We start from the raw sequence: 24,986 nt of genomic DNA, 5'->3' as shown, positions 1-24,986 counted from the left end.
TTAGTCAAAAGTCCGTGTTGCCACCAGGCAATTTCTTGCCTTCTTTCAATCATCCATGCCATAGGAGTGCGATCTTGCGTTACTTATTCAGTTCAGAGTCCGTCACCGAAGGCCACCCCGATAAAATTTGCGACCAAATTGCCGATGCCATTCTGGATGCTTTGCTCACCCAAGACCCCCAGAGTCGCGTGGCTGCTGAGGTGGTTGTTAATACGGGTTTAGTCCTGATTACCGGGGAAATTACGACCAAGGCACAGGTCAACTACGTTAACTTAGCGCGGCAGAAAATCCATGAAATTGGCTATACCGATGCTAACAATGGCTTTGCCGCCAATAGCTGTGCCGTCATTGTTGCTCTTGATGAGCAATCCCCCGATATTGCCCGTGGTGTGGATACAGCCCAGGAAGCCCGGGAACAGCTCAGTGACGCCGAACTGGATCGCATTGGCGCCGGCGATCAGGGGATTATGTTTGGCTATGCCTGCAATGAAACCCCTGAGTATATGCCCTTGCCCATTAGCTTGGCACACCGCATGGCACGCCGCTTAGCTGCTGTCCGTAAAACGGGTCAGCTTCCCTACCTACGCCCCGATGGCAAAACCCAAGTCACGGTCATCTATGAGGATGGCAAACCAGTGGGGATTGATACAATTTTGATTTCCACCCAACACACCGCCACCATTGATGACATTAGCGAGGAAAGCGCTGTTCAAGCCAAGATTAAAGCCGATCTCTGGGAGGCAGTTGTCAAGCCAGTTTTTGCCGATTTGACCCTCCAACCCGATGGAAACACCCGCTTTTTAGTCAATCCTACGGGCAAATTTGTGATTGGCGGTCCCCAAGGGGATTCAGGACTCACGGGGCGCAAACTGGTGGTGGATACCTACGGTGGCTATGCCCGCCATGGGGGGGGTGCCTTTTCCGGTAAAGATCCGACAAAAGTGGATCGCAGTGCCGCCTATATGGCTCGTTACATTGCCAAAAACATCGTTGCCGCAGGGCTGGCGGACAAATGCGAGTTACAGATTAGCTATGCCATTGGCGTTGCTCGCCCCATGAGCCTCTTTGTGGATACCTTTGGCACGGGCAAACTCGCCCCAGAGCAATTGTTGGAGTTGATTAAAACCCACTTTGATCTTCGCCCCGCTGCTATTATTCAAACCTTTAACCTGCGCCACTTACCCCAAGATCGCGGTGGTCGCTTCTACCAAGATGTGGCAGCCTATGGTCACTTTGGGCGTCATGACCTTGACTTGCCTTGGGAAAGACTCGATAAAGTTGCCGATCTGCAAGCTGCTGCTGCTCAGTTTCTAAGTGCAGTCTAGGAAAGTATGGGGGGAGTTGTCCCCCCCTAGTTACTGGCTGACTCGTTGCAGGCAGGTTTGGGCGGTCTGGGTGAGCATCTGGCGCACTTCCGGCTTGATATTGGTCTGCACACTTTCACCAATGGCTTGAAACTCGGCTAAGGTCAGCGAGGATTGCAGTTCATTGATCACACAGGTGCAGTAGGCATTGCCGTATTGCGCCATTTGAGGCACTTGCTGTTCCAGAGCGGTTGTGCATTCACTGGTGAATCGGGAAACCACCTCTGGAGGATAGGGGGTGGCGATCGCCCCCCACCGAGAGACACTACACTTAAAACCATCAAGGGAATGGATGATGTTTTGAGTAAAGACATTCTTTCGATCCCTCATGTATGAAAGCCTAATGCCCATTCTTTAGAGACTTCTCCAGTTTAGGCAGGTTCCAGAGAATGTGCCACTGTGGCGGATTGGTCTGCGGCCAACGTTTACATTCCTATGGCCAAACGTTAAACTAAAAGATTGGATTGATTGCCCCTACTTGGTTGTTACCCATCGCTCTATGACCCTATACAATCCCTCGTTGTACGAAGAACCCATTTCCCAAAAGAACCTCACTGCTGAGGGGCGTTCTGATCGCTCAATTTTGGAATGGTTACAGCAAACCGGCCGCCTTATTCCCCGCGATGCCAATGAGGCAGACCCAATCATTGATAGCACCCTCGATGATATGGGTGAAATTGAGGAATTTGTGGGTGACTCCTTGGGCGATTACGACGAAGAAGAGGACCTAGGGCTTGAGGAGTAGGGCACAAATCCCCCTATTATCGGAGTATGTGCTAAAGCTATCCCCATGCCTTCCACCAAAACCAGGGCTGCGATTGAACCCCGTTGGCTAACGGGACGGCGGCTTTTTGGCCTTCTCGCCATTGGCCTCCTCATTGCTAGCATTGCTTACGATACAGGGGCAAACCACTGGCAACGGCCGTTGCAAACCTTAACGGTGCCTTATTTGGTGAGTTTTGCCATCGTGGCGGTTCTAGGGATGGCCGTCGTGCCCATGTTGCGGCGGTTGAAAACTGGGCAAATTATCCGCGAAGATGGCCCACAATCTCACCTGCAAAAATCGGGCACACCGACGATGGGGGGAATCTTTTTTGTGCCGCCGGGGCTGGGGCTAGCCCTCCTGTGGACAGGGTTTGCTCAGGGGAAGCTATCGCCAACGGTGGGGGCGATCGCCCTGTTGGTGCTTTGGTATGCGGCCATTGGCTGGTGGGACGACTGGCAAGTTCTGCGGCGCAAATCCAACAAAGGACTATCGGCTCGGCTGCGGCTCCTGCTGGAGGGCATTGGGGCGGCTCTTTTTTGTGCTTGGCTGGTGGGTAGTGATCCAACGGCAACGGTTGTGACGGCTCCCTGGGGATGGGTCTGGCCTTTAGGGATGGCATTTATCCCCTTAGCAATTTTTGTGCCGATGGCGGAAGGGAATGCTCTGAATCTTACCGATGGTCTCGATGGTCTGGCGACTGGGACGGCGGCGATCGCCCTCCTTGCTTTAGGGATGATTCTCAGCCCCTATCCCGACTTGCAAATTCTGGCCGTTGTTATGAGTGGTGCCTGTCTTGGCTTCCTCTGGCACAATCACCATCCGGCACGGGTGTTTATGGGGGATACCGGTTCCCTAGCCCTGGGGGCAGTCCTTGCGGGCATTGGCTTGGCCAGTCACCACCTCTGGGAACTGTTGATTGTCAGTGGTCTTTTTTTTGTGGAGTCCCTTTCAGTGATTGCCCAAGTGCTCTACTACAAGGCAACAAAAGGCCCCGACGGCGTGGGCAAGCGGCTGCTGCGCATGGCACCTCTGCACCATCACTTTGAGCTGGGGGGGTGGTCAGAACTGCGGGTGGTGACCACCTTCTATGGGGTCGTTGCCCTCTTGGGACTGCTCTGCGGCCTCCTGCAATGGTTGGCCTAATTGGATGGGGGAAGTGCAATGAAAGCCGCAGTGCTCTACGGCAAAGAAGATGTCCGCATTGAAACCGTCCCTGATCCGACGCCGGGGCCGGGGGAAGTGGTGATTCGGGTACGGGCCGCCACCACCTGTGGCACCGACTTGAAGGTATGGCGCCGCGGGGGTCATGCCCGGATGCTGACTCCGCCGATTCTCTTTGGCCATGAAGCTGCCGGGGAAATTGTTGCCCTTGGAGCTGGTGTGACTGAATGGCGGGTGGGCGATCGCGTGGTGGCCAATAATTCTGCCCCCTGTGGTCAGTGTTTTTATTGTCAGCGGCAGGCCTTTTCCCTGTGTCCTCATCTGGAGTTTAACAATGGCACCTTTGCCGAGTATTTGAAACTTCCTGCCAGTATTGTCCGCCAAAACCTTTTGCCCATTCCAGAATGCCTCTCCTTTGCCTTGGCAGCGCTGACCGAACCCCTCGCCTGTGTTCTCCATGGTGTTGCCCGCTCTGGCTTTGACCCGGCTATGGTGGAAACGTGGCCGAGTCCACCGCAAATTGTTGTCCTTGGGGATGGCGCCATTGGTCTAATGTTTGTCGGCGTGCTGGCACAACAGGGGGCACGGGTTCTTGCCTTTGGCGGTTCCGATGGGCGGCTGGCGATCGCTACCACCTTTGGGGCAGAGCAAACCATCAATCATCACCAGTGCGGGGAAATTCCCGCCGTCGTCAAAGACTGGACGGAAGGACGGGGCGCCGACATTGTCATTGAAGCCACTGGGATTCCTGAAGTCTGGGAAACGGCGATCGCCTGTGGTCGGCCGGGCGCCACGATTAACCTCTTTGGTGGTTGTCCCCGGGAAACGGCGATCCGCGTGGATACAGAACGCCTGCACTACGAAGAACTCACCCTCAAGGGGGTCTTTCACAACACTCCCCCCTTTGTCCGTCAGGCTCTGCAATTGATTGCCAGCGGTACACTGCCCTTTGAGAAGCTCATTAGTGGCCAAGCCCCCCTAACGGAGATTGAAAGTGTTTTGCAAGCCATGAAGGCACGCCAAGTGATCAAAGTCGCCCTGCAACCCTAGCTATTGCCGCAGTAGCAAATAGTACAACTGCCCCGGCGTATTGACGAGACCGGCGCGCGCTTTGGCGACATCTCCCGTGCCCATGAAAATATCGACACGACCTGGCCCCCGAATAGCACTGCCCGTATCCTGATCCAACACAAAACGGCTAACGGGGGTTTGCCGCCATTGGCCTTGGGCCTTGAGGGGAATCTGCGTGTTGATCACCGCCAAGGCGCCCGGTGGCATTAGAGACTTATCGGTGGCGATCGAACGCTCTGGGGTCACCGGCATCGAGAGACTGCCTGTGGGAGGACGCCCTTGGGTGTGTTCAAAAAAGACAAAACTGGCGTTGCGGGGCAAGTAGCGATCGAGCTCAGCAGGGTTGGCCTCAAAGTAAGCCATGAGGCGCGGGAGTGTCAGTTCCTCACGGGCAATCTTGCCATCGCGAATGAGTTCTTGGCCAATACTGGTGTAGGGGTGATTCGTTTTGCCGGCATAGCCCACGGTAAAGCGGCGACCATTGGGCAGTTGCAGCTCAGCCGAGCCTTGGACGTGAACCAAAAAAGCCTCAAGGCGATCGCGCAAATAGACCAGTTCCAGACCCCGCAAAGGGCCATTGCGCCACTGCTGCCCATCCGCCCCTTCCAGTTCCAAGCGAGTGGGGTGCGGCTCTGGCCACTGCTCAAAATTAGGGGGGCGACGAAATAGAGGATAGCGGTATTCTGCTGTCGGCACTAAGCTGGCACGATAGGTCGGTGCATAATAGCCCGTGAACTCCACTCGCCCTTGGCCATCGGCGCCAATGGATTGATAAAAAACAAATTCTCGCTTGACGGCGGCTTGCAGTTCTGCCGCAGAGCGACGGGTTTGTACCAGATGGCGAAAGCGTTCGAGGGAGCGGATGACCCGCTGCTGGAGATTGGGGCCAAGGGCTGCTCCGGGTTGGCCAATAGCGGTGTAGGCGGCGTAGTCTTGGCGGGCCTTCTCAGTACGCAGGTAACGCAAACTATGATCAATGGCTTGGAGGAGTCGTGCTCGCTCACCGCGGGATTGCCAGAGGGCAGTATCTAGGGCAACGGTTGGTGGAAGTTGGCTTTGGCGCGTCAAGGGAGCAACCGTTGGTGCTGTGGCGATCGCGCCCGCTGCGAGGATGATGACCCCCTGAAGCCATCCTGTCCATAAACCCGCCATAGAGCCTAGGCAAACCGATCGACACTGGAGGCAAACACAGGTTCTACCCGAATCGCAAAGACTTTTGAGGGGCGCACCACCATGTATTCCCCTTGAATGTTTTTAATGGGAACAGAAATAAAGTCGTTGGAATCTGCTTTGGCCGCCAACTCGTTGCTGTACCACTTCTGGAAGTCTTGAATGGTGGGGAAGCGCACCTCCTCACGGTGACCGCCCTCCAGAAATAAATGAACCGCAAATTCAGAAGGGGTTCTGGGCATAGGCGCGATCGCTCATCCTTATCGTGCACATTATCCTCTATTATCGCTGTAATTGGTGGCTTCAGGTACTAGGGACCACCGGTGAGGGGACGGGGAGCGCGATCATAGTACTGGGCGGTCATGGCTGGGTTGAGAGCGCGAGCACGCTCATAGTCCCGTTGCGCCAGTTCCACATTCCCACTGTCGAAGTGGGCCATGCCCCGACTATAGTAGGCAGCAACAAATTGAGGATCCCGTGCTAGGGCAGCATCAAAGTCCGCAATTGCTGCATTGTAGTTTTGCAGGGCAAGATAGGCCATGCCGCGGTTGTAGTAGGCGGCAATAAACTGTGGATCGTTGCGCAGCGCAGTGGTAAAGTCAGCGATCGCCCGCTGCATATCCCCTTGGTCGTAATAGGCCAGGCCGCGAGCAAAGTAGTAGTCAGCACTGGGGTTGAGTCTGATCGCTTGGCTAAAGGCATCAATGGCAGCGGCCAGGTCCCCCGTACCTTGGTGCATTAATCCCACGTTGTAGTAGTCCTCGGCACTGCGGGGCATCAGGCGTTGCAGTTCCTGAAGTTCGGGGGGAGTCAGGGTGGCGATCGCCATCGGCTGTGCCACAACAGCACTGCTGAGACCAACAAAAGCAGCTAAAACCGTCAAAGTACTGAAGAGTTGTTGGCGCATCGTCGGCCTCCTTTCGGCATTGCTCAGCCTTACTTCGATCCTAAAAGAAAATGAAGCGATCGGTCAGCAAACGATAACAGTTGTAATAAATTGCTAGCTACGACCCCTTTCTGGGCGGCACACCCAGCCTTCCGCTCTGTCGCGGTTTTAAATCCTTGGAAAAAAGGCTGGGTGTTGATATTTTGAGGTTTTCCGCTCAGAAGACAGTGCTCTATCTCTGGGATAGGTGTGGTGTAGGGCACTGACGGGGAACTTTGGGTGATGTTCAAAGGGGCTTGTAATTAACAATGCGCCCAAAACTCTCCGGCTGCAAACTAGCGCCACCCACCAGCACCCCATCAATTTCTGGCTGGGCCATGATGGCATCAATGTTGTTAGCATTCACTGAGCCACCGTACTGAATGGGGACATCGGGATTGTGCAACTTACTGCGAATCAAACCAATGACACGGTTGGCTTCCGTTTCTTCACAGGTGTCACCGGTACCGATCGCCCAAATGGGTTCGTAGGCAATCACCAAATTGGTCTGATCCACATCCACCAAATCCAGCGCCAACTGCTGAAAGATGTGGTTTTCTGTTTCGCCGGCATCCCGTTGGGCTTTCGTTTCACCGACACAGAGAATCGGTGTTAGGCCGTGGCTTTGGGCAGCCCTGAGCCGTTGGTTAACCGTGGCATCCGTTTCACCAAAATACTGTCGCCGCTCACTATGGCCAATAATCACGTAGCGCACGCCCAGCTCCACCAGCATCGGTGGCGAAATTTCGCCCGTAAACGCCCCTTGATCTGCCCAGTGGACATTTTGGGCACCCAGCTTCACCCGTGTTCCGTGCAGACTCTTAGACAATACACTCAAACAGGTGTAGGGAACACATAGCACCACCTCGCGATCGCTGGGGGTGTCCACCAATTCCCCTAAAAACTCCTGTAGGAAGGCCACTGCCTCCTGTTGGGTTTTGTGCATTTTCCAGTTGCCAGCAAGAACTTTTGGGCGCACTCGTCCTGATTTTCCTCTGCGAAACTTAACCTGATCAAGCCTACCACAGGGGTTATCCCTAGTAATTATTAATAATTTAATAATTATTAATATTAATAATTAATAATTTAGAGGAAGTGACTGAAAACCTCCGCTTGAGACCTAGCCCAACTTGTCCCAAACCGCCGCGACACGGGGAGATTGACCCTTGGCTTGGACGCGCGGGGTACGCCGTCCGAATTTAACTCGGTAGGTGTCATTGTCAACTGTTACGTAGCCCAGTTGAAGAACCTCCGCGAGGGTAGCGCTGACGTCCTGGGCAGACCAGTGCAGCTGGTTAGCCAATTCTGGCACAGTGCAGGGCATCGGCTGGCGCATCATCAGTGTCAAAAGGGATCGCTGGCGCTCGGGCAAAACCAGTAAATCTGCTGGATTGAGACACCTCTCGGAATCACTGCTGGCGTCTTGACTATTCATGATCGGTAGTGTTCCTCAACGGCAGTGGCACCCAGAAAGGATCAAAATAACCGTCCCTACTCCTAGGCTATCCTAATCCAACAAATGCTGCACAACACTCCTGACAATAAGACTGTAGGGATGCTCAGGGTAGCGTAAACAGAAAATGTCGCTGCTCCCCAGTTGAAACATCTCTTCACAAACAGGTAGGATGCCCGCAACCGGCACACCATAGGTCGTCTCCACCTGCTGCTTGAGGGAGTCTTGATTAAAAGCACTGGGGACTTTGTTAACCACCATGACCATTTTCGGCACATCAAGCTGTCGCGCCACATCAACGGTGACCGCTGTCCCTTGAAAGTCTTGGCGATCGGGTCGCAGAATCAGTACCAAGGCATCGGAAATCGTAATCGACAGCAGGGTTTCCTCATTCAGTCCTGGGTGGGTATCAATCAGCAAAAAGTCCAGATTCAGCCCTTGCAGCAACTGCTGAAAACCATCATTGAGCAGGCCGACATCGTAGCCCTCCCGCAAGACACGGGTAATTTCACTAGTTTTGAGGCTAGAAGGAATAAGATAGATGGCTCCTTTGGCTTGCTGGCCATGGGCAGTAATGAGATGGCTGACATCACGGGCCACATCGGTAATGTCACAGCGTCCCCACAGGTAATCATTCAGGGCATTTTCCGTATCTGCCGACTCAAGGCCAAAGAGCACATGGATACCGGGGGATTGAATATCGGTGTCTACGATCGCCACCCGATAGCCCAATATCGCCAAGGTACAGCCCAGATTTGCGGTTGTATTTGATTTGCCTGTGCCCCCGCGAAAAGAATGCACAGAAATAATGCTCCCCATGGCCGTCCTCGCTGATCTGAGAATTCAACGTCTATTTTCACATCCCGCCGTCGAGGAAACATCCCATCCCAAATTCAGAAGATAGAACGAACCCAAAGGGCCAGCCCATCAGAAAAAAGGTCATTCCGCGTCTGGGAGATACTGCTGGGTGTAGAACTGGGCATAGCGGGCAGACTGGGCGAGCAGTTCTTGGTGAGTGCCACTTTCAATGATCCGCCCCTGCTCTAGAACAAGAATGCGATCGGCGCGACGCACCGTGGCCAAACGGTGGGCAATAATAAAGGCGGTACGCCCCTTCATTGCCTTCTCCAAAGCATCTTGCACTAAGGTCTCTGATTCGGCGTCCAAAGCGGAGGTTGCCTCATCCAAAATTAAAATCCGCGGATCGGCATAAATGGCACGGGCGATCGCCAGGCGCTGCCGTTGGCCGCCTGAGAGATTGATACCCCTCTCCCCGAGCCATGTTTGATAACCATCGGGAAGCTGAGTAATAAAGTCATGGGCATTGGCAATTTTGGCTGCCTCAACCAGTCGCTCCCAATCGGGTTCAGAATCCCCAAAGGCAATATTTTCAGCAATGGTGCCTGAAAACAGTATTGTTTCCTGGGGCACAATGCCAATTTGACGCCGCAGGCTTTTGAGGGTCACGGTTTTAATATCAATGCCATCAATGAGAATTTGCCCTGCTTGGGGATCGTAGAACCGCAGGAGGAGGTTAATGAGGGTTGACTTGCCTGCCCCGGAATGGCCAACCAGCGCCACCACTTCCCCAGGCTGCACCAGGAGATTGAACTCTTGGAGCACGGGTTGATCAGGCTCATAGGCAAACCACACATGGCGGTATTCTACTTTGCCAGTAATGGGGGGTAAGGGTTGGGCATCCCTGACTTCTTGCACATTCGGTGCAATCGCCAATAGGCTAAAACTGCGATCCAAAGAGGCTTCAGCAACTTTGAGGGAGCTATAGCTGCTGGAGATTTGATTGACGGGATCGATGAGTAAAGCGGCAGCGGCGCCAAAGCTAATCAATTGCGCGGGTGTGAGATTGCCGGCGCCAATTTGCCATGTCCCAAGCAGAAACAAGCTCATGATACTCAAGGCTTCTAAGAAACCCACCACAGGGTACTGCGTTGCCTGAATCCGAGCAATTTGAAAATAGGCCCGGCGGTTCCTTTCCACCTCTTGCTGAAAGCGTTGAAAGATCGTCTCCTCCGTGGCAAATGCCTTGATTAAGCGAATTCCCGCGAAGGTTTCCGTAAGGTAGGAGGACAGTCCGCCAAGGGCATCTTGATTACGCCGCGAAGCAGTGCGTAAGCGCTCACCAAACCAACTGATTGCGGCCACCATCAGGGGAGTGATGATCAAAGCCGCTAGGGTGAGTGGCCAGTTGAGACAGAACATATAGGCCATGAGGGCGATCGCCGTTAGCAGGGCCGGCAAAAGTTGTTGAAACACTCTAATTATGGCGATCGCGATCGCCTCCACATCCCCCGCTAATCGGTAGGTGAGATCACCGCTACCCATGCGCTCAAAAAAATCCACCCCAAGGCGATGCAGGTGGGCATACAAAATTAGGCGAATATCGTAAACCACCCGAAAAGCAGCATCGGCCATCAACACATCTTGACCAAATTGACAGATCCCCCGCCAAAGAAAGAGCAGGATGGCAGCCACTGCCCACGGTAATAACTGCCTCACATTGCCGGTCCCCACAAGTTCAGAGGTTTGACCCACTAACTGGGCAGCCAAGGGGGCCGTGCCCACAAAGCCCACCGTACACAACAGTGCTAGGGAGAGGGTTCGCCAATAGCGCAATACGTAGGGAAGAAGAAAACGATAACTGGTTTTGCCCAGCATAGCCTATTTACCAATACAAAAGCGGCTAAAGATTTCTGTGAGGATTGACTCGCTGACCTCTTCCCCCGTCAATGTGCCAAGGGCACGGGCAGCCGCATGCAGATCAATTGTCCAAAAATCCAGGGGCAGTTGGGCATCAATGGCCGCCAGCACATGATTGAGGGATTGGTGGACCTGCTCCAAGAGCCCGGCTTGGCGTTGGTTGATCGCAAAGTCTAGGTTGGCGGCGCTCACCCCTCGACCCTGGACAAGGTCTAAAATGGCCTCCTCGAGCTGCTCAATTCCCCTTTGACTGAGAGCCGAGAGCAGTACGGTGGGAATGGGGGCAATGGGCAATAGAATATCTTTAACTTCTACGGTTTCACTGAGGAGATCCGCTTTGTTCAAAACCACCAAGACTGACTGAGGCGCTTGCTGCCGCCGCCGTTGCAGCTGGAGTTGGTCGTAAATCTCCTGATCTGCAGCTGTCCACCCTTGACTAGCATCAATGACAAAGAGGATGAGATCAGCGCTGAGGGCGGCTTGGCGCGATCGCTGGACGCCAATTTGTTCCACAAGGTTATCGGTCTCGCGAATACCTGCGGTATCAAGCACTTGGATTGGAATCCCACCGACTACCAATTGAGACTCAACAATATCACGGGTGGTGCCCGGCAAATCGGTGACAATGGCGCGATCGCTCCGACTCCAAGCATTCAGCAAACTGGACTTCCCCACATTGGGCCGGCCAACAATTGCCACTTTCAGCCCGGTGCGGATCAGCGCTCCCCGCTCTGCCGTGGCTAAAAACACCTCTACTTGGTGTTGTAACTGGCGAATTTGTTCAGCAATGGCTGCTGGATCCAGGGGAGGTAGCTCATCGGTAAAGTCTAGGCGCGCTTCAATTTCTGCCAACAGAGATAAGCAAGTTTGCCGAATCTGCTGGAGGGGACGAGCCAATTTACCCGTGAGGCCGGCGAGGGCGATTTGGGCGGCTGCGGTGGATTGGGCAGCCACCAGTTCAGCCACACTCTCAGCTTGGGTGAGATCAAGGCGACCGTTGAGGAAAGCACGCAGCGTAAATTCCCCCGGATCTGCGAGGCGGGCACCTGCAGCAATACACAATTGCAGCACTCGCTGTACCGGTATCAAGCCACCGTGGCAATGAAATTCCACCACATCTTCGCGGGTATAGGAGCGGGGAGCAAGCATTAAAAGTAGGAGCGCTTCATCTACCCGTTCCTTGGTTTGGGGGTCTCGGACATAGCCATAGAGAATACGGTGGGATTCCCAAGGCTGCTTGCCAGGGGCCTCAAATAAAGATTGGGCAATCGCTACCGCTTTGGCTCCGGAGAGACGGACAATGCCGATACTCCCTTGCTGGGGCACAATAGCCGTGGCGATCGCCACAATCGTGTCATGGAGGTATCGCACGACCGTTGGGGATACAACTCCCTAAAAGCTCATCTCTGCTGCTTGTACTTTCTCCACCTGTTTCTTCTTCAACACCAAGAGAATCTGGGACAGTGTAATGGCAGCAAAGAAGACCAGCAACCACTTAATGCGGTTGGGATCCTGAAGGACAATTTCCGTGTCTTTTTGGCCAAAACCACCCACATTGGGATTGTTAGTCAGGGCTGCACCAGCGGCCACCGTTTGGCCTTCACCGACAATGAGCTCAGGACCAGCGGGAATGGTTTCCGTCACTGCTTCGCCACTCTCGGGGGTAATCACCACCGCCGTGCTGCCATCGGGGTTAGCGGTAATACTCGTAATCGTGCCCGCAATCGGTGCCGTAAAGACATTGTTGTTGCTCTTTTCGCCATTGGGATAGACTTGGCCGCGACCGCGATTGCCCCCGGCATGGACAGAGTATTTACCGAAGTGGATGGATTTATCCGTCGCTGGGTTGGGGGCGAGGATGGGGAAAACAATTTCCTGATACTGCTCACCCGGTAGCGGCCCCACCAGAATAATGTTTTGCTTATCGTCACTGTAGGGTTGGTAGTAAATGCCGCTGGTTTTGGCTTGCAGCTCCTCGGGGAGGCGATCGGGGGGAGCAATTTTGAAGCCCTCTGGCAGCATCAGCACCGCACCGACATTCAGACCCCCCTTAGAGCCATCCCCCAGCACCTGTTGCACACTGGTGTCGTAGGGAATTTTCACCACCGCTTCAAAAACGGCATCGGGGGTAACGGCTTGGGGCACTTCGACTTGGATGGGCTTCGCAGCTAAGTGGCAGTTGGCACAGACAATCCGACCGGTGGCTTCCCGAGGACTGTCGTATCCCTGCTGGGCATAGAATGGATAGGCCTGCGCTTGCGGTGACCAGAGAAGTACACTGGCGGCAAGGGCGATCGCCAGCATCAAGGATTTGAACAAGTGTTTCATACCACTCCCTAAATTTCTTTTTACGTCCACCAAGGTTCTTTGCCCGTGCGGAAATCGGTTTCCGTCCAGGGGGTAAACACCAGTTTGTCATCTTCGGTTACAGTGGCATTCACTAGTGCCAAGGAGAGGGGAGCGGGGCCACGCACCACTTTACCTGTGCTGTCGTATTGAGAGCCGTGGCAGGGGCAAATGAACTTGTTTTCACTCACATTCCAAGGGACCACGCAACCAAGGTGAGTGCAGACAGCATTCAAGCCGTAATTGGCAATTTGGTGATCCTCAGTAACAATCACGTAGGTGGGATCCCCTTTAATCCCTTGGGCAAGGGAGCGATCGCCCGGCAGATGCTTTGTGAGATACTCGGAAACCTTAATATCTTTGCCCAAGGCATCCTTGGCAACCACACCCCCCCCTGTGCCCCCACTGGAGGGCGGAATGAAGTACTTGACGACAGGGTAGAGGGCACCCAACGCCGTACCGGTGATGGTACCAAACGTCAGTAGATTCATAAACTGTCGCCGCCCCATATCGGGCACATCGGACATTCCAGAAACTTGAGCCATGGTTTACGCTTATTTACTAAGAAATCGAAACGGACAGCCGTAAAATAATTACGTCTGTTAACTATTATCACATTGTCCGAGCCGTCCCAACCACAAGGGCTGAACCAATGCTGACGCCCCTTACTGGTGATGAACTCCATGCCTTGCTCCTGCGCAAATGGGGGCGCTCCTTTGATCTTCAGTTTCGCCGCGTTGGCCATCGCATCTTTTTGCAGGTCATGTGGCGCTACCTTGAGCAGGCCTCTTATCCTGATACCCCCGAAGACTATGCTGCCCACCTAGGGGCGATCGCGCAGCACCTCAATGACTGGGGCTGTGCCCAGCAGGTCTGCACCTATATTGAGACCACCCGTGAAAAGCCCCGCCTCGGCAAGGCTGTGAATATTCCCCTCGACCTTGGCACCCGCATTATTGAATGGCTGGAATAGCTGCCCTTAGCAGATTTTTGAAAAAACGTTAAGAATGTTAAAAAGGATTGCGATGATGTGGGAGATGTCCCCCCTATGCCTGAGAATGTTTGCGGAAGGTTACGGCAGCTGGTCGGGTCAATCCCCGTACCTCTCTCCTTCAGGAGTTCGGTAAGTCGTAACATTCCAATGGCAGATGCCACATTATCAAGACCCTTGTTTTACAATTCCAACTTTGGAGGAACTCAATGAGCGTCGTCACGAAATCGATCGTGAATGCAGATGCCGAGGCCCGTTACCTCAGCCCCGGTGAACTGGATCGCATCAAAAACTTTGTCAGCACTGGCGAGCGCCGTCTGCGCATTGCCCAAACCCTGACGGAAAACCGCGAGCGCATTGTCAAGCAAGCGGGCGATCAACTCTTCCAAAAACGGCCTGATGTGGTCTCCCCCGGTGGCAATGCCTACGGTGAAGAAATGACCGCCACCTGCCTGCGTGACCTCGACTACTACCTGCGGCTTGTGACCTACGGTATCGTTGCTGGTGATGTCACCCCCATCGAAGAAATTGGTTTGGTGGGTGTGCGTGAAATGTACAACTCCCTCGGTACCCCCATTCCCGCTGTGGCTGAAGGGATTCGCGCCATGAAGAACGTTGCTTGCTCGCTGCTGTCTGCGGAAGATGCCGCTGAAGCCGGTTCTTACTTTGACTTCGTGATTGGCGCCATGCAGTAGGTCGCCTCAGCATCCTTAGATTGATCCATCATCCAAATCGTTTTTGAGGAAAAAGAACTATGCAAGACGCGATTACCGCTGTCATCAACGCCTCTGACGTACAAGGCAAATACCTCGACACTGCCGCCATGGAGAAGCTGAAAGCTTACTTCGCAACTGGTGAACTGCGGGTGCGGGCTGCGAGTGTGATCAGTGCCAATGCCGCCAACATTGTCAAAGAAGCAGTGGCCAAATCCCTGCTGTACTCTGACATCACCCGTCCCGGTGGCAACATGTATACCACTCGTCGCTATGCAGCCTGTATCCGCGACCTCGACTACTACCTGCGCTATGCCACCTATGCCATGTTGGCGGGGGATCCTTCTATCCTCGATGAGCGGGTGCTCAATGGCTTGAAAGAAACCTACAACTCCTTGGGCGTGCCCATCGCTGCCACTGTGCAAGCCATCCAAGCCATGAAAGAAGTCACTGCCAGCTTGGTGGGTGCGGATGCCGGCAAAGAAATGGGCATCTACTTTGACTACATCTGCTCTGGCTTAAGCTAGATACAGCTCTCCAGTCGCACATCTGTCTGGGAGTTAGGGGTTAGAGTGTCAGCCTGTCATGGCAATTGTGCTTAAACAGTCTGAATCTGGCCTTTAGCTCCCAGACGTGTAATCCCCCCACACAGATTTGGAGTCCCATTCCATGCGCATGTTCAAAATTACCGCCTGCGTGCCGAGTCAAACCCGTATTCGCACCCAGCGCGAACTGCAAAATACCTATTTCACGAAACTGGTGCCCTACGAAAACTGGTTCCGCGAGCAACAACGCATCCAAAAAATGGGTGGCAAAATTGTGAAAGTGGAACTGTTTACGGGTAAGCCCGGGGTCAATACTGGCCTGGCCTAGGTACCCCTCTAAAGCTGCTTCCTAGAGATTTTGAGGCTTCACTGTTGAGATAGTTGGTTGGGTGGGCTGCTCCCCGCTAAGACAATTATCTCAGCGGTGAAGTTTTGCTCATTAGGAAAACTTGGCGAAGCCCTTTCAAGGCTGCTAAACGAGAAAACGCTCCCAGCCATCGCCATATTGGAACCGCATTTTCGGGAAAACGGCCTCTAAATTCTCGTGGGGGCGCGGGATCACTGTTGATGATAAATAGAGTGTTTTTTCCTTGGGACTCTGAGCTGGAATTTTCTTAGCGGCTTCGACACCCGCTGCAACGGCAATTTGCACTTCAGAAACATCACCGCGCACAATAATTGTCAGGCGAGCACCACTGACCACTTCATAGCCCACAAGGGTAACGCGCGCCGCTTTCACCATGACATCCGCAACAGCTAAGGCAGGGGGGTGACCCAGTACCTCCACCATCCCAAGGGCAATGGGCATGAAGACTGCTCCTAAACACAAAAAACTGTTAAAGTGGTGCCATTCTTGCGATCGCCAAGGAACGCACTGATTTAGCAACCTCAGCATATCATCTCTATTGAGAGCCTTGATAAGTTCTAGGGACGATCGCAATAATTGATTTTTATCGCCAAAATCATCTTTTCTAATTGAGTCTTTTTTGGGGCTATTTTAAGAACGCCCCACCCCCATGAGCTTAGCCAAGCCAATCCCCGTAAAGTACAGAGCAAGCAGCGCACCCGCCAACAGGCCTTGAGTAATCGGGTCAATGGAGGGGGTCAAGACCGCTGCCACGGCCACGGCAATAATCACCACGTAGCGCCATTGGCTGAGCATTTGCGGAATCGAGACAATGCCTAGGGCAATGAGGACCAACTGCAGAATGGGGACTTGAAAGGCGAGACCAGTGGCAAGCAGCAGCAGCAAAATAAAGTCCACATAGCGATCAATCGACCACAGTTGCTCAACCACATCTGCCCCATAGCTAATGAAAAAGCCAAGGGCGGCGGGAGCCAAGAGGGTATAGGCAAACACCAAACCGGCAATAAAGAGAAGGGATGAACCGAAAACCACCGGTGCCAGCAAGCGTTGCTCACGCCGTGTCAATCCCGGCAGGATAAAACGGATTGCTTGGTAGAGAATCATTGGAGTGGCTAGCAGAATGCCACTGTAGGCCGCCGCTTTACAGGAGACAAAAAAGTACTCCCCCGGACTCAGTTGCAGGAACTTCGCGCCTTGGGCTGGTTTTTCTAGGAACTGAATGATCCAGCGGACTTGGGTAAAGCAGAGCACAATGGTGACAGCAACAGTGCCGAGGACAACAAAGAGCCGCTGCCGCAACTCCTCAAGGTGATCCCAAAGGGACATTTCCACCTCGTTGGGCAGTTCATCCTCCGGGTCAATGGGGACGTTTTCCTCAAACGAAGTGTCAACAATGGCTGAGGGGTTAGGAGAGGGACTCTCAATATCTGGAATATCGGGCGATCGCGTCATCAAATGTCGGGAAGTCTATCTCTTCAATAATTATGAACGAAGTTTCTGGATTGCATCCCCTTGATGTATCCCCTATTTTAGAGAAGGAGTGGAGTGTAAGACTTTATTATTTGATTATTTTGATTATTTGATTCGATTATTTGCTAATTTGCTAATGCTCCCCTAAGGGGTAGAGATTCAAGTCTAAAGTCCTAGCGCCGACACTGTCTATGTCCTTGATGGCAATTCCCCGCAGTTGGGGTAAGCTGCCGCTGACGGCTGAACTGCTCAGCAAATTACAACACCAACGGGAACTGGTCCTTACGGGGATGCCCCGCCTTGTCAAGGGCTTGGTGGCCACTACATTGGCCCAGCAGAGTCAGCAATCGCTGTGTGTGATTACGTCCACCCTAGAGGAGGGGGGACGCTGGGCGGCGCAATTGGAACTCATGGGTTGGGATGCGGTTCTCTTTTACCCGACATCGGCGGCCTCTCCCTATGACCTCTTTGACTTGGAAGCGGAGATGGTCTGGGGGCAACTGCAAGTCTTAGTCGAGAGCGATCGCCGCAATATTGCAATTGTCACCACGGAACGGGCACTGCAACCCCATTTGCCCCCACCAGAGCAGTTTCGTGCTGCCTGTTTAACCTGGCAGGTGGGTCAAGAGTACGCCCTAGGGGAGGTGGCCACCACCTTGGCAGCCCTAGGTTATGAGCGGGTTTCTTTAGTAGAAACGGAGGGTCAGTGGAGTCGGCGCGGCGATATTGTGGATATTTTCCCCGTCTCGGCGGAACTGCCAGTACGCTTGCAGTGGTTTGGCGATGAGATTGAGTCCATTCGGGAGTTTGATCCGGCCACTCAACGCTCGCTCCACGCCGAGGGCGATCGCCTGGATGTCCTTGAGCAGGTGACACTGACACCCATTAGCTTTACCCCCCTGATTGCCCAAGCCCTGCGGGCAGCGGATCACGCCCATCTGATTCCAGAGGATGAGGAGGGACTGCGGCGCTATCTTGGGTTGGCTTTTCCGGAGCCAGCTTCCCTCTTGGATTATTTGCCTGCCCAAACCCTCATTGCTGTGGATGAGCCTCCCTTGTGTGCTGCCCATGGCGATCGCTGGTATGAACAGACTCACACCTACTGGCAAAGCCTTGAAACACCACCGCCCCCCATCCATCGCCCCTGGTCTGCCAGTGCCCAAGCCCTCGAGCGGTTTCAACGGCTGCACCTCTATGAACTGGCCAGTGAGGGGCTAGGTCTCAATTTGTCAGCACGGGCGGTTCCAGCAATTCCTCACCAATTTGGCCGCTTGGCGGCAACGCTGCGGGAGGAACGGGACAAGGGCTATACCGTATGGTTGGTGTCTGCGCAGCCGAGTCGCTCCGTGGCGCTTTTGCAGGAGCATGATTGCCCCGCCCAATTTGTGCCCAATCCCAAGGATTTTCTGGCCATTGATAAGCTGCAACAGCAGCGACTGCCCATTGCCCTGAAGGCCAGCGGTCTCGCGGAAATCAGTGGCTTTATCTTGCCCACGTTTCGCACGGTGCTGGTGAGCGATCGCGAGTTCTTTGGCCAGCAGAACCTTGTCAACCTGGGCTATGTGCGTAAACGCCGCCGGGCTGCTGCCAAACAGGTGGATCTCAACAAGCTGCAGCCGGGGGACTACGTCGTCCATCGCCAACACGGCATTGGTCAGTTTCTGCGCCTAGAGACGCTTACCTTTAACAATGAAACTCGCGAGTACTTAGTTTTGCAGTATGCCGATGGCATTCTCCGCGTTGCTGCCGATCAACTCAACAGTCTTTCCCGCTACCGCACCCAGGGAGATAGGGCGCCCCAACTCAACAAATTAACGGGCAACACTTGGGAACGGACCAAAGCCCGGGTGCGCAAGGCCATCCAAAAAGTGGCGGTGGATCTACTGCAACTCTATGCCCAACGTGCCCAACAACAGGGCTTTGCCTTCCCGCCGGATACACCGTGGCAGCAGGAGATGGAGGACTCATTCCCCTATCAACCCACCCCCGATCAACTCAAGGCTATCCAAGAGGTTAAGGCTGATATGGAGAGCGATCGCCCCATGGATCGGCTGGTGTGCGGGGATGTTGGCTTTGGTAAAACCGAGGTGGCAATTCGCGCCATCTTTAAGGCGGTAATGGCGGGCAAACAGGTGGCCGTTCTTGCCCCCACCACGATCCTGACGCAGCAGCATTACCATACCCTCAAGGAACGCTTTGCCCCCTATCCCATTCAAGTGGGGCTACTCAACCGCTTTCGCAGTGAGCGGGAGCGCCAAGACATTCTACAAAAACTCAAAACTGGCGAAATTGATGTTGTCGTGGGAACTCATCAACTCCTGAGCAAAACGGTCAAATTCCGGGACTTAGGACTGCTGGTGGTGGATGAGGAACAACGTTTTGGCGTCAACCAAAAGGAGAAAATCAAAACCCTCAAAACCCAAGTGGATGTCCTCACCCTCAGTGCGACACCGATTCCGCGCACCCTCTATATGGCCCTGTCGGGGGTTCGGGAAATGAGCCTGATTACCACACCTCCCCCCTCGCGGCGTCCGATTCAAACTCACCTTGCCCCCTATGATCCAGAAACAGTGCGCAGTGCCATTCGCCAAGAATTGGATCGGGGGGGTCAAGTGTTCTATGTTGTCCCGCGGGTTGAGGGCATTGAGGAGGTGGCGGCAAAGCTCCAAGGAATGGTGCCTGGTGCCCGGATTCTCATTGCCCATGGCCAGATGCCGGAAGGCGAACTGGAATCCACGATGCTTGGCTTTAGCAATGGCGAGGCCGATCTTCTTGTTTGTACGACCATCATTGAGTCCGGCCTGGATATTCCCCGCGTCAATACCATTTTGGTGGAGGATGCGCAGCAATTTGGTTTGGCTCAACTCTACCAACTGCGGGGGCGGGTCGGACGCGCTGGGATTCAGGCCCATGCCTGGTTATTTTACCCCCGTCAAGAGGTGCTCACCGATGCCGCCCGTCAACGGCTGCGGGCCATTCAGGAATTTACGCAACTGGGATCGGGCTACCAACTGGCGATGCGGGACATGGAGATTCGCGGTGTTGGCAATCTCTTGGGGGTCGAGCAGCATGGTCAACTAGACAGCGTCGGCTTTGATCTCTATGTGGAGCTGCTAGAGGAGGCGATCGCTGAAATTCGCGGTCAAGAGATTCCCACGGTAGACGATACCCAGGTGGATCTAAATGTCACCGCCTTTATTCCCGCTGACTATATGCCTGACTTAGCGCAAAAGATGGCCGCCTACCGCGCCGTGTCCGCTGCCGCAACAAAAGAAGACTTGATGCAATTGGCAGCGGAATGGAGCGATCGCTACGGCCCTCTCCCCAAATCCGTCCAACAACTGCTGCGGGTAGTGGAACTTAAACAACTGGCCCGCCAGTGCGGCATTCGTCGCATTCGTCCCGAAGGCAAGCAACACGTGATCTTGGAAACTCCCATGGCAGAACCCGCTTGGAAGCTGCTCCTAGAGCAACTCCCTAGCCACCTGCAGAGCCGCTTTGTCTATAGCCAAGGGAAAGTTACTGTCCGGGGTCTGGGGATCCAACCGATGGAGAAACAGCTAGAGCAACTGATTGACTGGTTCAGGCAAATGAAAACTATAAACAAACGGGCCCAGGGTGCTGTCGCCTAAGGGCAACAGGGGAATGGCCGGGTCCGGTTCAGCAACGGTCTTAGGTGGGGGAGAGGGCCGTCTTGCGCGCCTTCACGCGGCAAGAAGGTAAAGAGCAGGCCAACGATATTGACCTACTCCGACATGCTCCGGCTCGAACACTCCCGTCTCCGGGTTGATTTCGTAAGACCTGCGCCGCAAGCCGCGGCCCACCACCTGCTCGCACAGAAGCTGCGATGTGAAGGCTTGAAGCTCTATGATGTGCGTGACCGTCTTGCCATCCCAGCCCTCGGAGAGCACGCCAACGGAGATGACCTTCTGAATCTTCTCAACCAGCTGTCCCGCCTTGCCCACCGTGTCCCCGGTCTGCTGCAGGGGTTCCGCCTGCTCCGCCTTGGTCAGTTCTGAGTTTTAACTCACCTTACGCAGTTTTGAGTAAACTTGGCGCATGCAAAATGGCAAATTTCTTGACCTGTACAGCGATTACCTAATTAGCGCCTTTGGGCAGACGACGACTACCGGGTTGTTTTCTCTCCTGGGTGGAGGGATCAGCCACGACCAAATTCAACGGCTACTGGCATGGCCAGCGGTACACCTCGTCGGCAATGACGGCGATATTGTGCCCTATTGCAAGCACGTATTCAAAAGTATTTTGTTCAAAAGTATTTTGACGTAGGTATCCCTGTCCTCCTGCTGGAAAAGAACGTTCCGTTTCTCCAACTCCTCCTTGGTCATACCGCCATTCCACCATTTGACCTGATTGAAGGGCGTGCTGGCCACGATGAAGGAATTTAGGACCACCGTCGGGTCATCCAGTTGGCGCTCCAATTCCTTGATCGTCAGGTGGAATCGGATCTTCGGGTCCTCCGGGCCCTCCAGATTCCGTAGCCCCTTGGGGTCGATGAATGAGACATATTGCTTGCCATCCACCAGAAGCCAAAGAATGAAGTCAGGATAAAAGTTACCCGCCTCGAAAAAGCCGATGCCGCGACCACGACTCAGGTTGCGGAGCAGATAGAGCTCCTTGCCCTTAAGAAAGTTCTCACCATCACTCGATTCGCAGAACTTCTGAAGATCCAAAACAAAATCGCGCTCACCCTGATTCTCCAGCACTACAGGCTTAACCTCGATCAGGTTGTTGCCGACGTAGATGAGCGGCTGGTAAAGGTGACCAGCAAAAACTATTGCTCTGAAGGAATCTTGCTCAAAAGCCAATTTAGAGAATTCTGCTTCTTTGAGGCGTCCGCTTTCCATAAGGCTCTTGATCGCCTCCAGCTTCTGGACAATGTCCTCGCGCGACTGCTCGATGAGCAATCGGTACTCGCTCACGAAGTTGGGATCGTCCGCGGACAGCTGCTGGTACTCCAGGTGGTCGCCCTCGAATTCCTGTTTCTTGAACTTGTAGTAGCGATCCAGGTATTTCTTGACGAGAGCCGCCGCAATCTCCTGCCAGCGCTGGACCTGCTGGAACGACCAGAACTGCATCTCCTCCTTGGGAATGAATAGGACGTACCAGTCCTTCCGCCCGAGGAGAGCCGGGAGGCTCTTGCGCGGAAGAGTGAGGTTGTGCCAGGCACGCTCGTTCTTGAACTGTTGAAGCTCGAAGTAGATCGCGTCGAAATCGAAGAACGCCAGGTGTGATTGTTCGAAGTAGCACCGATCCCGCTCTGCCAACTGCGTGCTCGTCCGACCGGCGCCGCTGGCCATGGCCTGCAACTTGGGATACCAGTCAAGGATAACCGGGTACCTTTTCAAAAACTCGGGCGGTTCGCCGTCGAGCACCGGCTTTTGACCATTTGTTTTGAAATTGACGCCCTCCTTGAGCCGCACGATCTTCAGCTTCTTGCTCCCAAGGTTCTTGATCACGGGGAGCACGAACTCGATCCGGTCCTCGTTCGCCGGCAGGCCCTCGTCCTCGAGGTACTCCTTGAACTGGCGCATGTAGTCCGCGCGGATGCCGAAGATGTTGAGCGTCTCCAGGGTCTCGATGTGTTTTGGTACGGCCTGTCGCTCCAGCCGCCGGCTGCGCTTGAGCGAGAAGTCCTTCCCCTTGAGCCGGACACCGCGCCCGAAGAGCTGAATGATCTGCGGGCCTTCGTTCCGCCCGATGTTCATCAGCCCCATGGTGCTGACCCGCCAGCTTGACCAGCCCTCGGTGAACTTCTTGGACCCAATGAGGATATTAATCGTGGACGCCTCATCATTCAGGGTGCGGAATAGGGAACCGGAGAACGCCTTCTCTGTGACCACAAGTTCTTGCTGTTCCTCGCAGAGCTTGCAAAGGGCCGAGACGTCGCCGACGTTGATCACGCCAAAGGGCTCGTTGTCCCCCAGCCGTAGCGCCACCTCACCATCCGTACCTTTCAAGTTCTCCACATGCAGTGCGGCGGTCGTGGAAGCATGGAAGAGGACGTGCAGGATATCGTCGAAGACCTGGTCGGGCGTCAAGCCAAGGGTGTTCAGATACTGAAACGCCCCGGCGAAGATGTCCCGGTTCTGTTGATCAAGCAAGCCAGAGTTTCCCTTGAGCAGCCGTTCAATCGTCCCGACGCTTGTGTTGCGCTCCCGCACGAAACTGGCCAAGAACAAAAGAATGTCCACCACGTCGGAAACTTTGCGTTTGTTTTCGGAGCGCACCGCATTGACGCTCCCACCCACAAAGACCCAGAGCGGGCGTTCGATCAAGGGCCGAAACTCCTGTGCCTTTTCGCGATAAAGTTTCAGTTGCTGATAGAACGAGAGAAGGCAAGCGGTTAGATACCGGCGGCGGATCGTTTCGTCTGAGTCATCGGCCAGGTTCAGGATGCGGTAGTCCTTGCCGTAGCCGTCGCCGTAGAAGTACTTGTACGAGTAATCGAACAGAATGCACTTGGCGTAGACTTGCTCCAGCTCGCGGTTCTCGCTGGCGTTCATCGCCTGGCCGAAGGTCGCCGAGTACTCGAATGAGAATCCGTTTTCGCAGAGCAGGTTCCGCTTTTGCATCCAGGCACCTTCTTTTGTGCCGCTGGTGCCGCGGTGACCTTCATCCACCAGGACCAGGTTGTTACCCTCGAAGGCCTCCACGGCCACGGTCTTCTCGCCCATCTCGTCGCGCAGCTTGTGGATATCGAGGATCTCCACCGCGCGGCCGGTAAAGAGACCCCAGCCTTCCTTGGAGAACAGATCGGCCTCGATGCCCGAAAGCTGGAACTCCGCCAGATGCTGGTGGGAGAGCCCCTCGTTGGGCGTAAGCAGGATGACGCGGTTTACCGGCTTACCGCCGTGCAGGTTCAAGTAGTGCTGGTACTGGAGGATGTTGATGTGCATGAGCAGCGTCTTGCCGCTGCCGGTGGCCATCCAGAACGCGACCTTGTTCAGGTCCTGCCTCGTGTACGGCTCGATCTGTGACGGGGAGACTTGGCGACGAGGTGACGGGGAGAGGTCGCCTTGTCCCCTTGTCTCCATGTCACCTAGTCGCGCATTGAAGGCGCCCACGTGGGCATTTAGTTCGGTGAGCAGGCCCTCCGGGTCGCGGAAGTACCGGTCAAGGTAGATTTCGGTAAAGAGCAGTGCTAGGTACTGGAAGTACTTGGGATACAGGAACGGCCCCGCATGGTTCCGCCGCTCCGTGATCCGCCGCCAGTGGCGCACGATGTTTTGGTCGTAGGCCAAAAGCTCGGACGGGGAGACTTGGCGACGGGGCGACGGGGAGCGGTCGCCTTGTCCCCTTGTCTCCATGTCACCTAGTCGCAAAACGTGGTGGAAGCGGGTGACGTTGTTTTCATCGAAGCCTTCTAACTCTGGGGCCTTTAGGTTAGCCGCCAGGCGCTCGAAGCTGCTCACGCCGAAGAGATCGAGCATCCACTGGTGAAGCACCAGCCGCTGCTCGAATTTGAGAGCAGGAGACTGGGAGACTTGGCGACCAGGTGATGCGCGCCTTCGGGCCATCAGCCTTTGCCTCCGGTTCGATCACCCACGGTCCACTTTTCGGGCTGGCGAATCATGGTGACGATCTGCCCGATGATGTGTTCGTAAGCTTGATCCAATTCGGCCGCCGCATTCTGATCTACGTAACCGCAACGAAATGCAAGCTCGATCCACGTTTGGACTTCCGTTGCTTCCGCCTCTGCGTCGTTAAGCTTCGCTGTAAAGGCTGCCTCGTATCGTCGCCTTCGCCACGCCTCCGCAAGATTTGCCGCGACGGAACGCGAGCTGCGCCGCATCTGATCCACCATGCTGTACTTTTCCTCGACCGGAAATGACTTCGTCATCTCGAAAATCTTCATCGCGGCATCCATGGCGTTATTCCAAACGGCTAACTCCTTGTGTGAGGCTA

General features: G+C 54.5%; 24 protein-coding genes and 1 pseudogene. 9 read left to right on the top strand and 16 right to left on the bottom strand.

Annotated elements, in window-relative coordinates; all coding sequences use genetic code 11:
* Positions 1-74 precede the first annotated feature (74 nt).
* Positions 75-1,325, top strand: a complete 1,251-nt coding sequence (gene metK, locus NK55_RS11650) for a methionine adenosyltransferase (protein ID WP_024125896.1) — start codon at positions 75-77, stop codon at positions 1,323-1,325.
* A gap of 30 nt (positions 1,326-1,355) precedes the next feature.
* On the opposite strand, the gene NK55_RS11645 is transcribed toward metK, so the two are convergent.
* Positions 1,356-1,694 carry a hypothetical protein gene (locus NK55_RS11645; RefSeq protein ID WP_024125895.1) on the bottom strand — a complete coding sequence of 113 codons (339 nt, stop codon included), beginning with the start codon at positions 1,692-1,694 and terminating at the stop codon, positions 1,356-1,358.
* A gap of 61 nt (positions 1,695-1,755) precedes the next feature.
* Between NK55_RS11645 and NK55_RS11640 the strand changes: the two genes are divergently transcribed.
* Genes NK55_RS11640 through NK55_RS11630 form a run of 3 tightly spaced genes read left to right on the top strand, consistent with a single transcriptional unit; the run spans position 1,756 to position 4,341 of the window.
* A complete protein-coding gene (locus NK55_RS11640; RefSeq protein WP_225871756.1) occupies positions 1,756-2,109 on the top strand; it encodes a DUF3134 domain-containing protein in 354 nt (117 codons plus the stop codon).
* Between the two features lie 45 nt (positions 2,110-2,154).
* Positions 2,155-3,273, top strand: a complete 1,119-nt coding sequence (gene mraY, locus NK55_RS11635) for a phospho-N-acetylmuramoyl-pentapeptide-transferase (protein ID WP_024125893.1) — start codon at positions 2,155-2,157, stop codon at positions 3,271-3,273.
* Between the two features lie 18 nt (positions 3,274-3,291).
* Complete coding sequence (locus tag NK55_RS11630) at positions 3,292-4,341, top strand: zinc-binding dehydrogenase (RefSeq protein ID WP_024125892.1); 1,050 nt, start codon at positions 3,292-3,294, stop codon at positions 4,339-4,341.
* Here NK55_RS11630 and NK55_RS11625 read toward each other — a convergent pair whose 3' ends face one another.
* The 10 genes from NK55_RS11625 to petC all read right to left on the bottom strand — a co-directional run bounded on the left by NK55_RS11625 (position 4,342) and on the right by petC (position 13,519).
* Complete coding sequence (locus NK55_RS11625; RefSeq protein WP_024125891.1) at positions 4,342-5,514, bottom strand: murein transglycosylase A; 1,173 nt, start codon at positions 5,512-5,514, stop codon at positions 4,342-4,344. It lies immediately after the preceding gene.
* Between the two features lie 5 nt (positions 5,515-5,519).
* Positions 5,520-5,774 (bottom strand): hypothetical protein, encoded by a 255-nt coding sequence (locus NK55_RS11620; protein WP_024125890.1) that lies wholly within the window; start codon positions 5,772-5,774, stop codon positions 5,520-5,522.
* 68 nt (positions 5,775-5,842) lie between these two features.
* On the bottom strand, positions 5,843-6,439 hold the full coding sequence (locus tag NK55_RS11615) for a tetratricopeptide repeat protein (protein WP_024125889.1): 597 nt from the start codon (positions 6,437-6,439) through the stop codon (positions 5,843-5,845).
* A gap of 265 nt (positions 6,440-6,704) precedes the next feature.
* On the bottom strand, positions 6,705-7,403 hold the full coding sequence (tpiA, locus tag NK55_RS11610; protein ID WP_255325267.1) for a triose-phosphate isomerase: 699 nt from the start codon (positions 7,401-7,403) through the stop codon (positions 6,705-6,707).
* Positions 7,404-7,577: 174 nt separating this feature from the next.
* Positions 7,578-7,892, bottom strand: coding sequence for a MarR family transcriptional regulator (locus NK55_RS11605; protein ID WP_024125887.1), 315 nt, complete (start codon positions 7,890-7,892; stop codon positions 7,578-7,580).
* A gap of 72 nt (positions 7,893-7,964) precedes the next feature.
* Positions 7,965-8,729, bottom strand: coding sequence for a MinD/ParA family protein (locus NK55_RS11600; protein ID WP_024125886.1), 765 nt, complete (start codon positions 8,727-8,729; stop codon positions 7,965-7,967).
* Between the two features lie 120 nt (positions 8,730-8,849).
* The gene (locus NK55_RS11595; protein ID WP_024125885.1) at positions 8,850-10,586 is read right to left on the bottom strand and encodes an ABC transporter ATP-binding protein; all 1,737 of its coding nucleotides are present in this window, start codon (positions 10,584-10,586) and stop codon (positions 8,850-8,852) included.
* 3 nt (positions 10,587-10,589) lie between these two features.
* A complete protein-coding gene (mnmE, locus tag NK55_RS11590) occupies positions 10,590-11,999 on the bottom strand; it encodes a tRNA uridine-5-carboxymethylaminomethyl(34) synthesis GTPase MnmE (protein ID WP_024125884.1) in 1,410 nt (469 codons plus the stop codon).
* A 21-nt stretch (positions 12,000-12,020) separates the two neighbouring features.
* A complete protein-coding gene (petA, locus tag NK55_RS11585; RefSeq protein ID WP_024125883.1) occupies positions 12,021-12,956 on the bottom strand; it encodes a cytochrome f in 936 nt (311 codons plus the stop codon).
* 20 nt (positions 12,957-12,976) lie between these two features.
* Complete coding sequence (petC, locus tag NK55_RS11580) at positions 12,977-13,519, bottom strand: cytochrome b6-f complex iron-sulfur subunit (RefSeq protein ID WP_024125882.1); 543 nt, start codon at positions 13,517-13,519, stop codon at positions 12,977-12,979.
* A 107-nt stretch (positions 13,520-13,626) separates the two neighbouring features.
* On the opposite strand from petC, the gene NK55_RS11575 reads away from it, so the two are divergent.
* The 4 genes from NK55_RS11575 (at position 13,627) to NK55_RS11560 (ending at position 15,551) form a co-directional block, all read left to right on the top strand.
* Positions 13,627-13,947: a DUF3067 family protein gene (locus NK55_RS11575; RefSeq protein WP_024125881.1), complete on the top strand. Its 321-nt coding sequence runs from the start codon at positions 13,627-13,629 to the stop codon at positions 13,945-13,947.
* 227 nt (positions 13,948-14,174) lie between these two features.
* Positions 14,175-14,660, top strand: a complete 486-nt coding sequence (gene apcA, locus NK55_RS11570; RefSeq protein ID WP_011056801.1) for an allophycocyanin subunit alpha — start codon at positions 14,175-14,177, stop codon at positions 14,658-14,660.
* A gap of 59 nt (positions 14,661-14,719) precedes the next feature.
* Positions 14,720-15,205, top strand: a complete 486-nt coding sequence (gene apcB / locus NK55_RS11565) for an allophycocyanin subunit beta (RefSeq protein ID WP_011056800.1) — start codon at positions 14,720-14,722, stop codon at positions 15,203-15,205.
* A gap of 142 nt (positions 15,206-15,347) precedes the next feature.
* The gene (locus tag NK55_RS11560) at positions 15,348-15,551 is read left to right on the top strand and encodes a phycobilisome linker polypeptide (protein WP_011056799.1); all 204 of its coding nucleotides are present in this window, start codon (positions 15,348-15,350) and stop codon (positions 15,549-15,551) included.
* Positions 15,552-15,695: 144 nt separating this feature from the next.
* Here NK55_RS11560 and NK55_RS11555 read toward each other — a convergent pair whose 3' ends face one another.
* The gene (locus NK55_RS11555) at positions 15,696-16,031 is read right to left on the bottom strand and encodes a carbon dioxide-concentrating mechanism protein CcmK (protein ID WP_024125880.1); all 336 of its coding nucleotides are present in this window, start codon (positions 16,029-16,031) and stop codon (positions 15,696-15,698) included.
* Between the two features lie 189 nt (positions 16,032-16,220).
* Positions 16,221-17,042, bottom strand: coding sequence for a twin-arginine translocase subunit TatC (gene tatC, locus NK55_RS11550; RefSeq protein WP_024125879.1), 822 nt, complete (start codon positions 17,040-17,042; stop codon positions 16,221-16,223).
* A gap of 209 nt (positions 17,043-17,251) precedes the next feature.
* Between tatC and mfd the strand changes: the two genes are divergently transcribed.
* Positions 17,252-20,692, top strand: a complete 3,441-nt coding sequence (gene mfd, locus NK55_RS11545; RefSeq protein ID WP_024125878.1) for a transcription-repair coupling factor — start codon at positions 17,252-17,254, stop codon at positions 20,690-20,692.
* A gap of 15 nt (positions 20,693-20,707) precedes the next feature.
* Here the strand turns inward: mfd and NK55_RS11540 are convergent.
* The 3 genes and pseudogenes from NK55_RS11540 to NK55_RS11530 all read right to left on the bottom strand — a co-directional run.
* Positions 20,708-21,076, bottom strand: a pseudogene (locus NK55_RS11540) (type III restriction endonuclease subunit R); the annotation flags it as partial.
* Positions 21,077-21,295: 219 nt separating this feature from the next.
* Positions 21,296-24,526: a DEAD/DEAH box helicase family protein gene (locus tag NK55_RS11535; protein ID WP_255325266.1), complete on the bottom strand. Its 3,231-nt coding sequence runs from the start codon at positions 24,524-24,526 to the stop codon at positions 21,296-21,298.
* Between the two features lie 71 nt (positions 24,527-24,597).
* Positions 24,598-24,948 carry a four helix bundle protein gene (locus NK55_RS11530; protein ID WP_255325265.1) on the bottom strand — a complete coding sequence of 117 codons (351 nt, stop codon included), beginning with the start codon at positions 24,946-24,948 and terminating at the stop codon, positions 24,598-24,600.
* Between the last annotated feature and the right edge of the window lie 38 nt (positions 24,949-24,986).

Source organism: Thermosynechococcus sp. NK55a, from assembly GCF_000505665.1.
GTDB lineage: Bacteria > Cyanobacteriota > Cyanobacteriia > Thermosynechococcales > Thermosynechococcaceae > Thermosynechococcus.
This window is presented reverse-complemented; position numbering and strand designations above follow the sequence as displayed.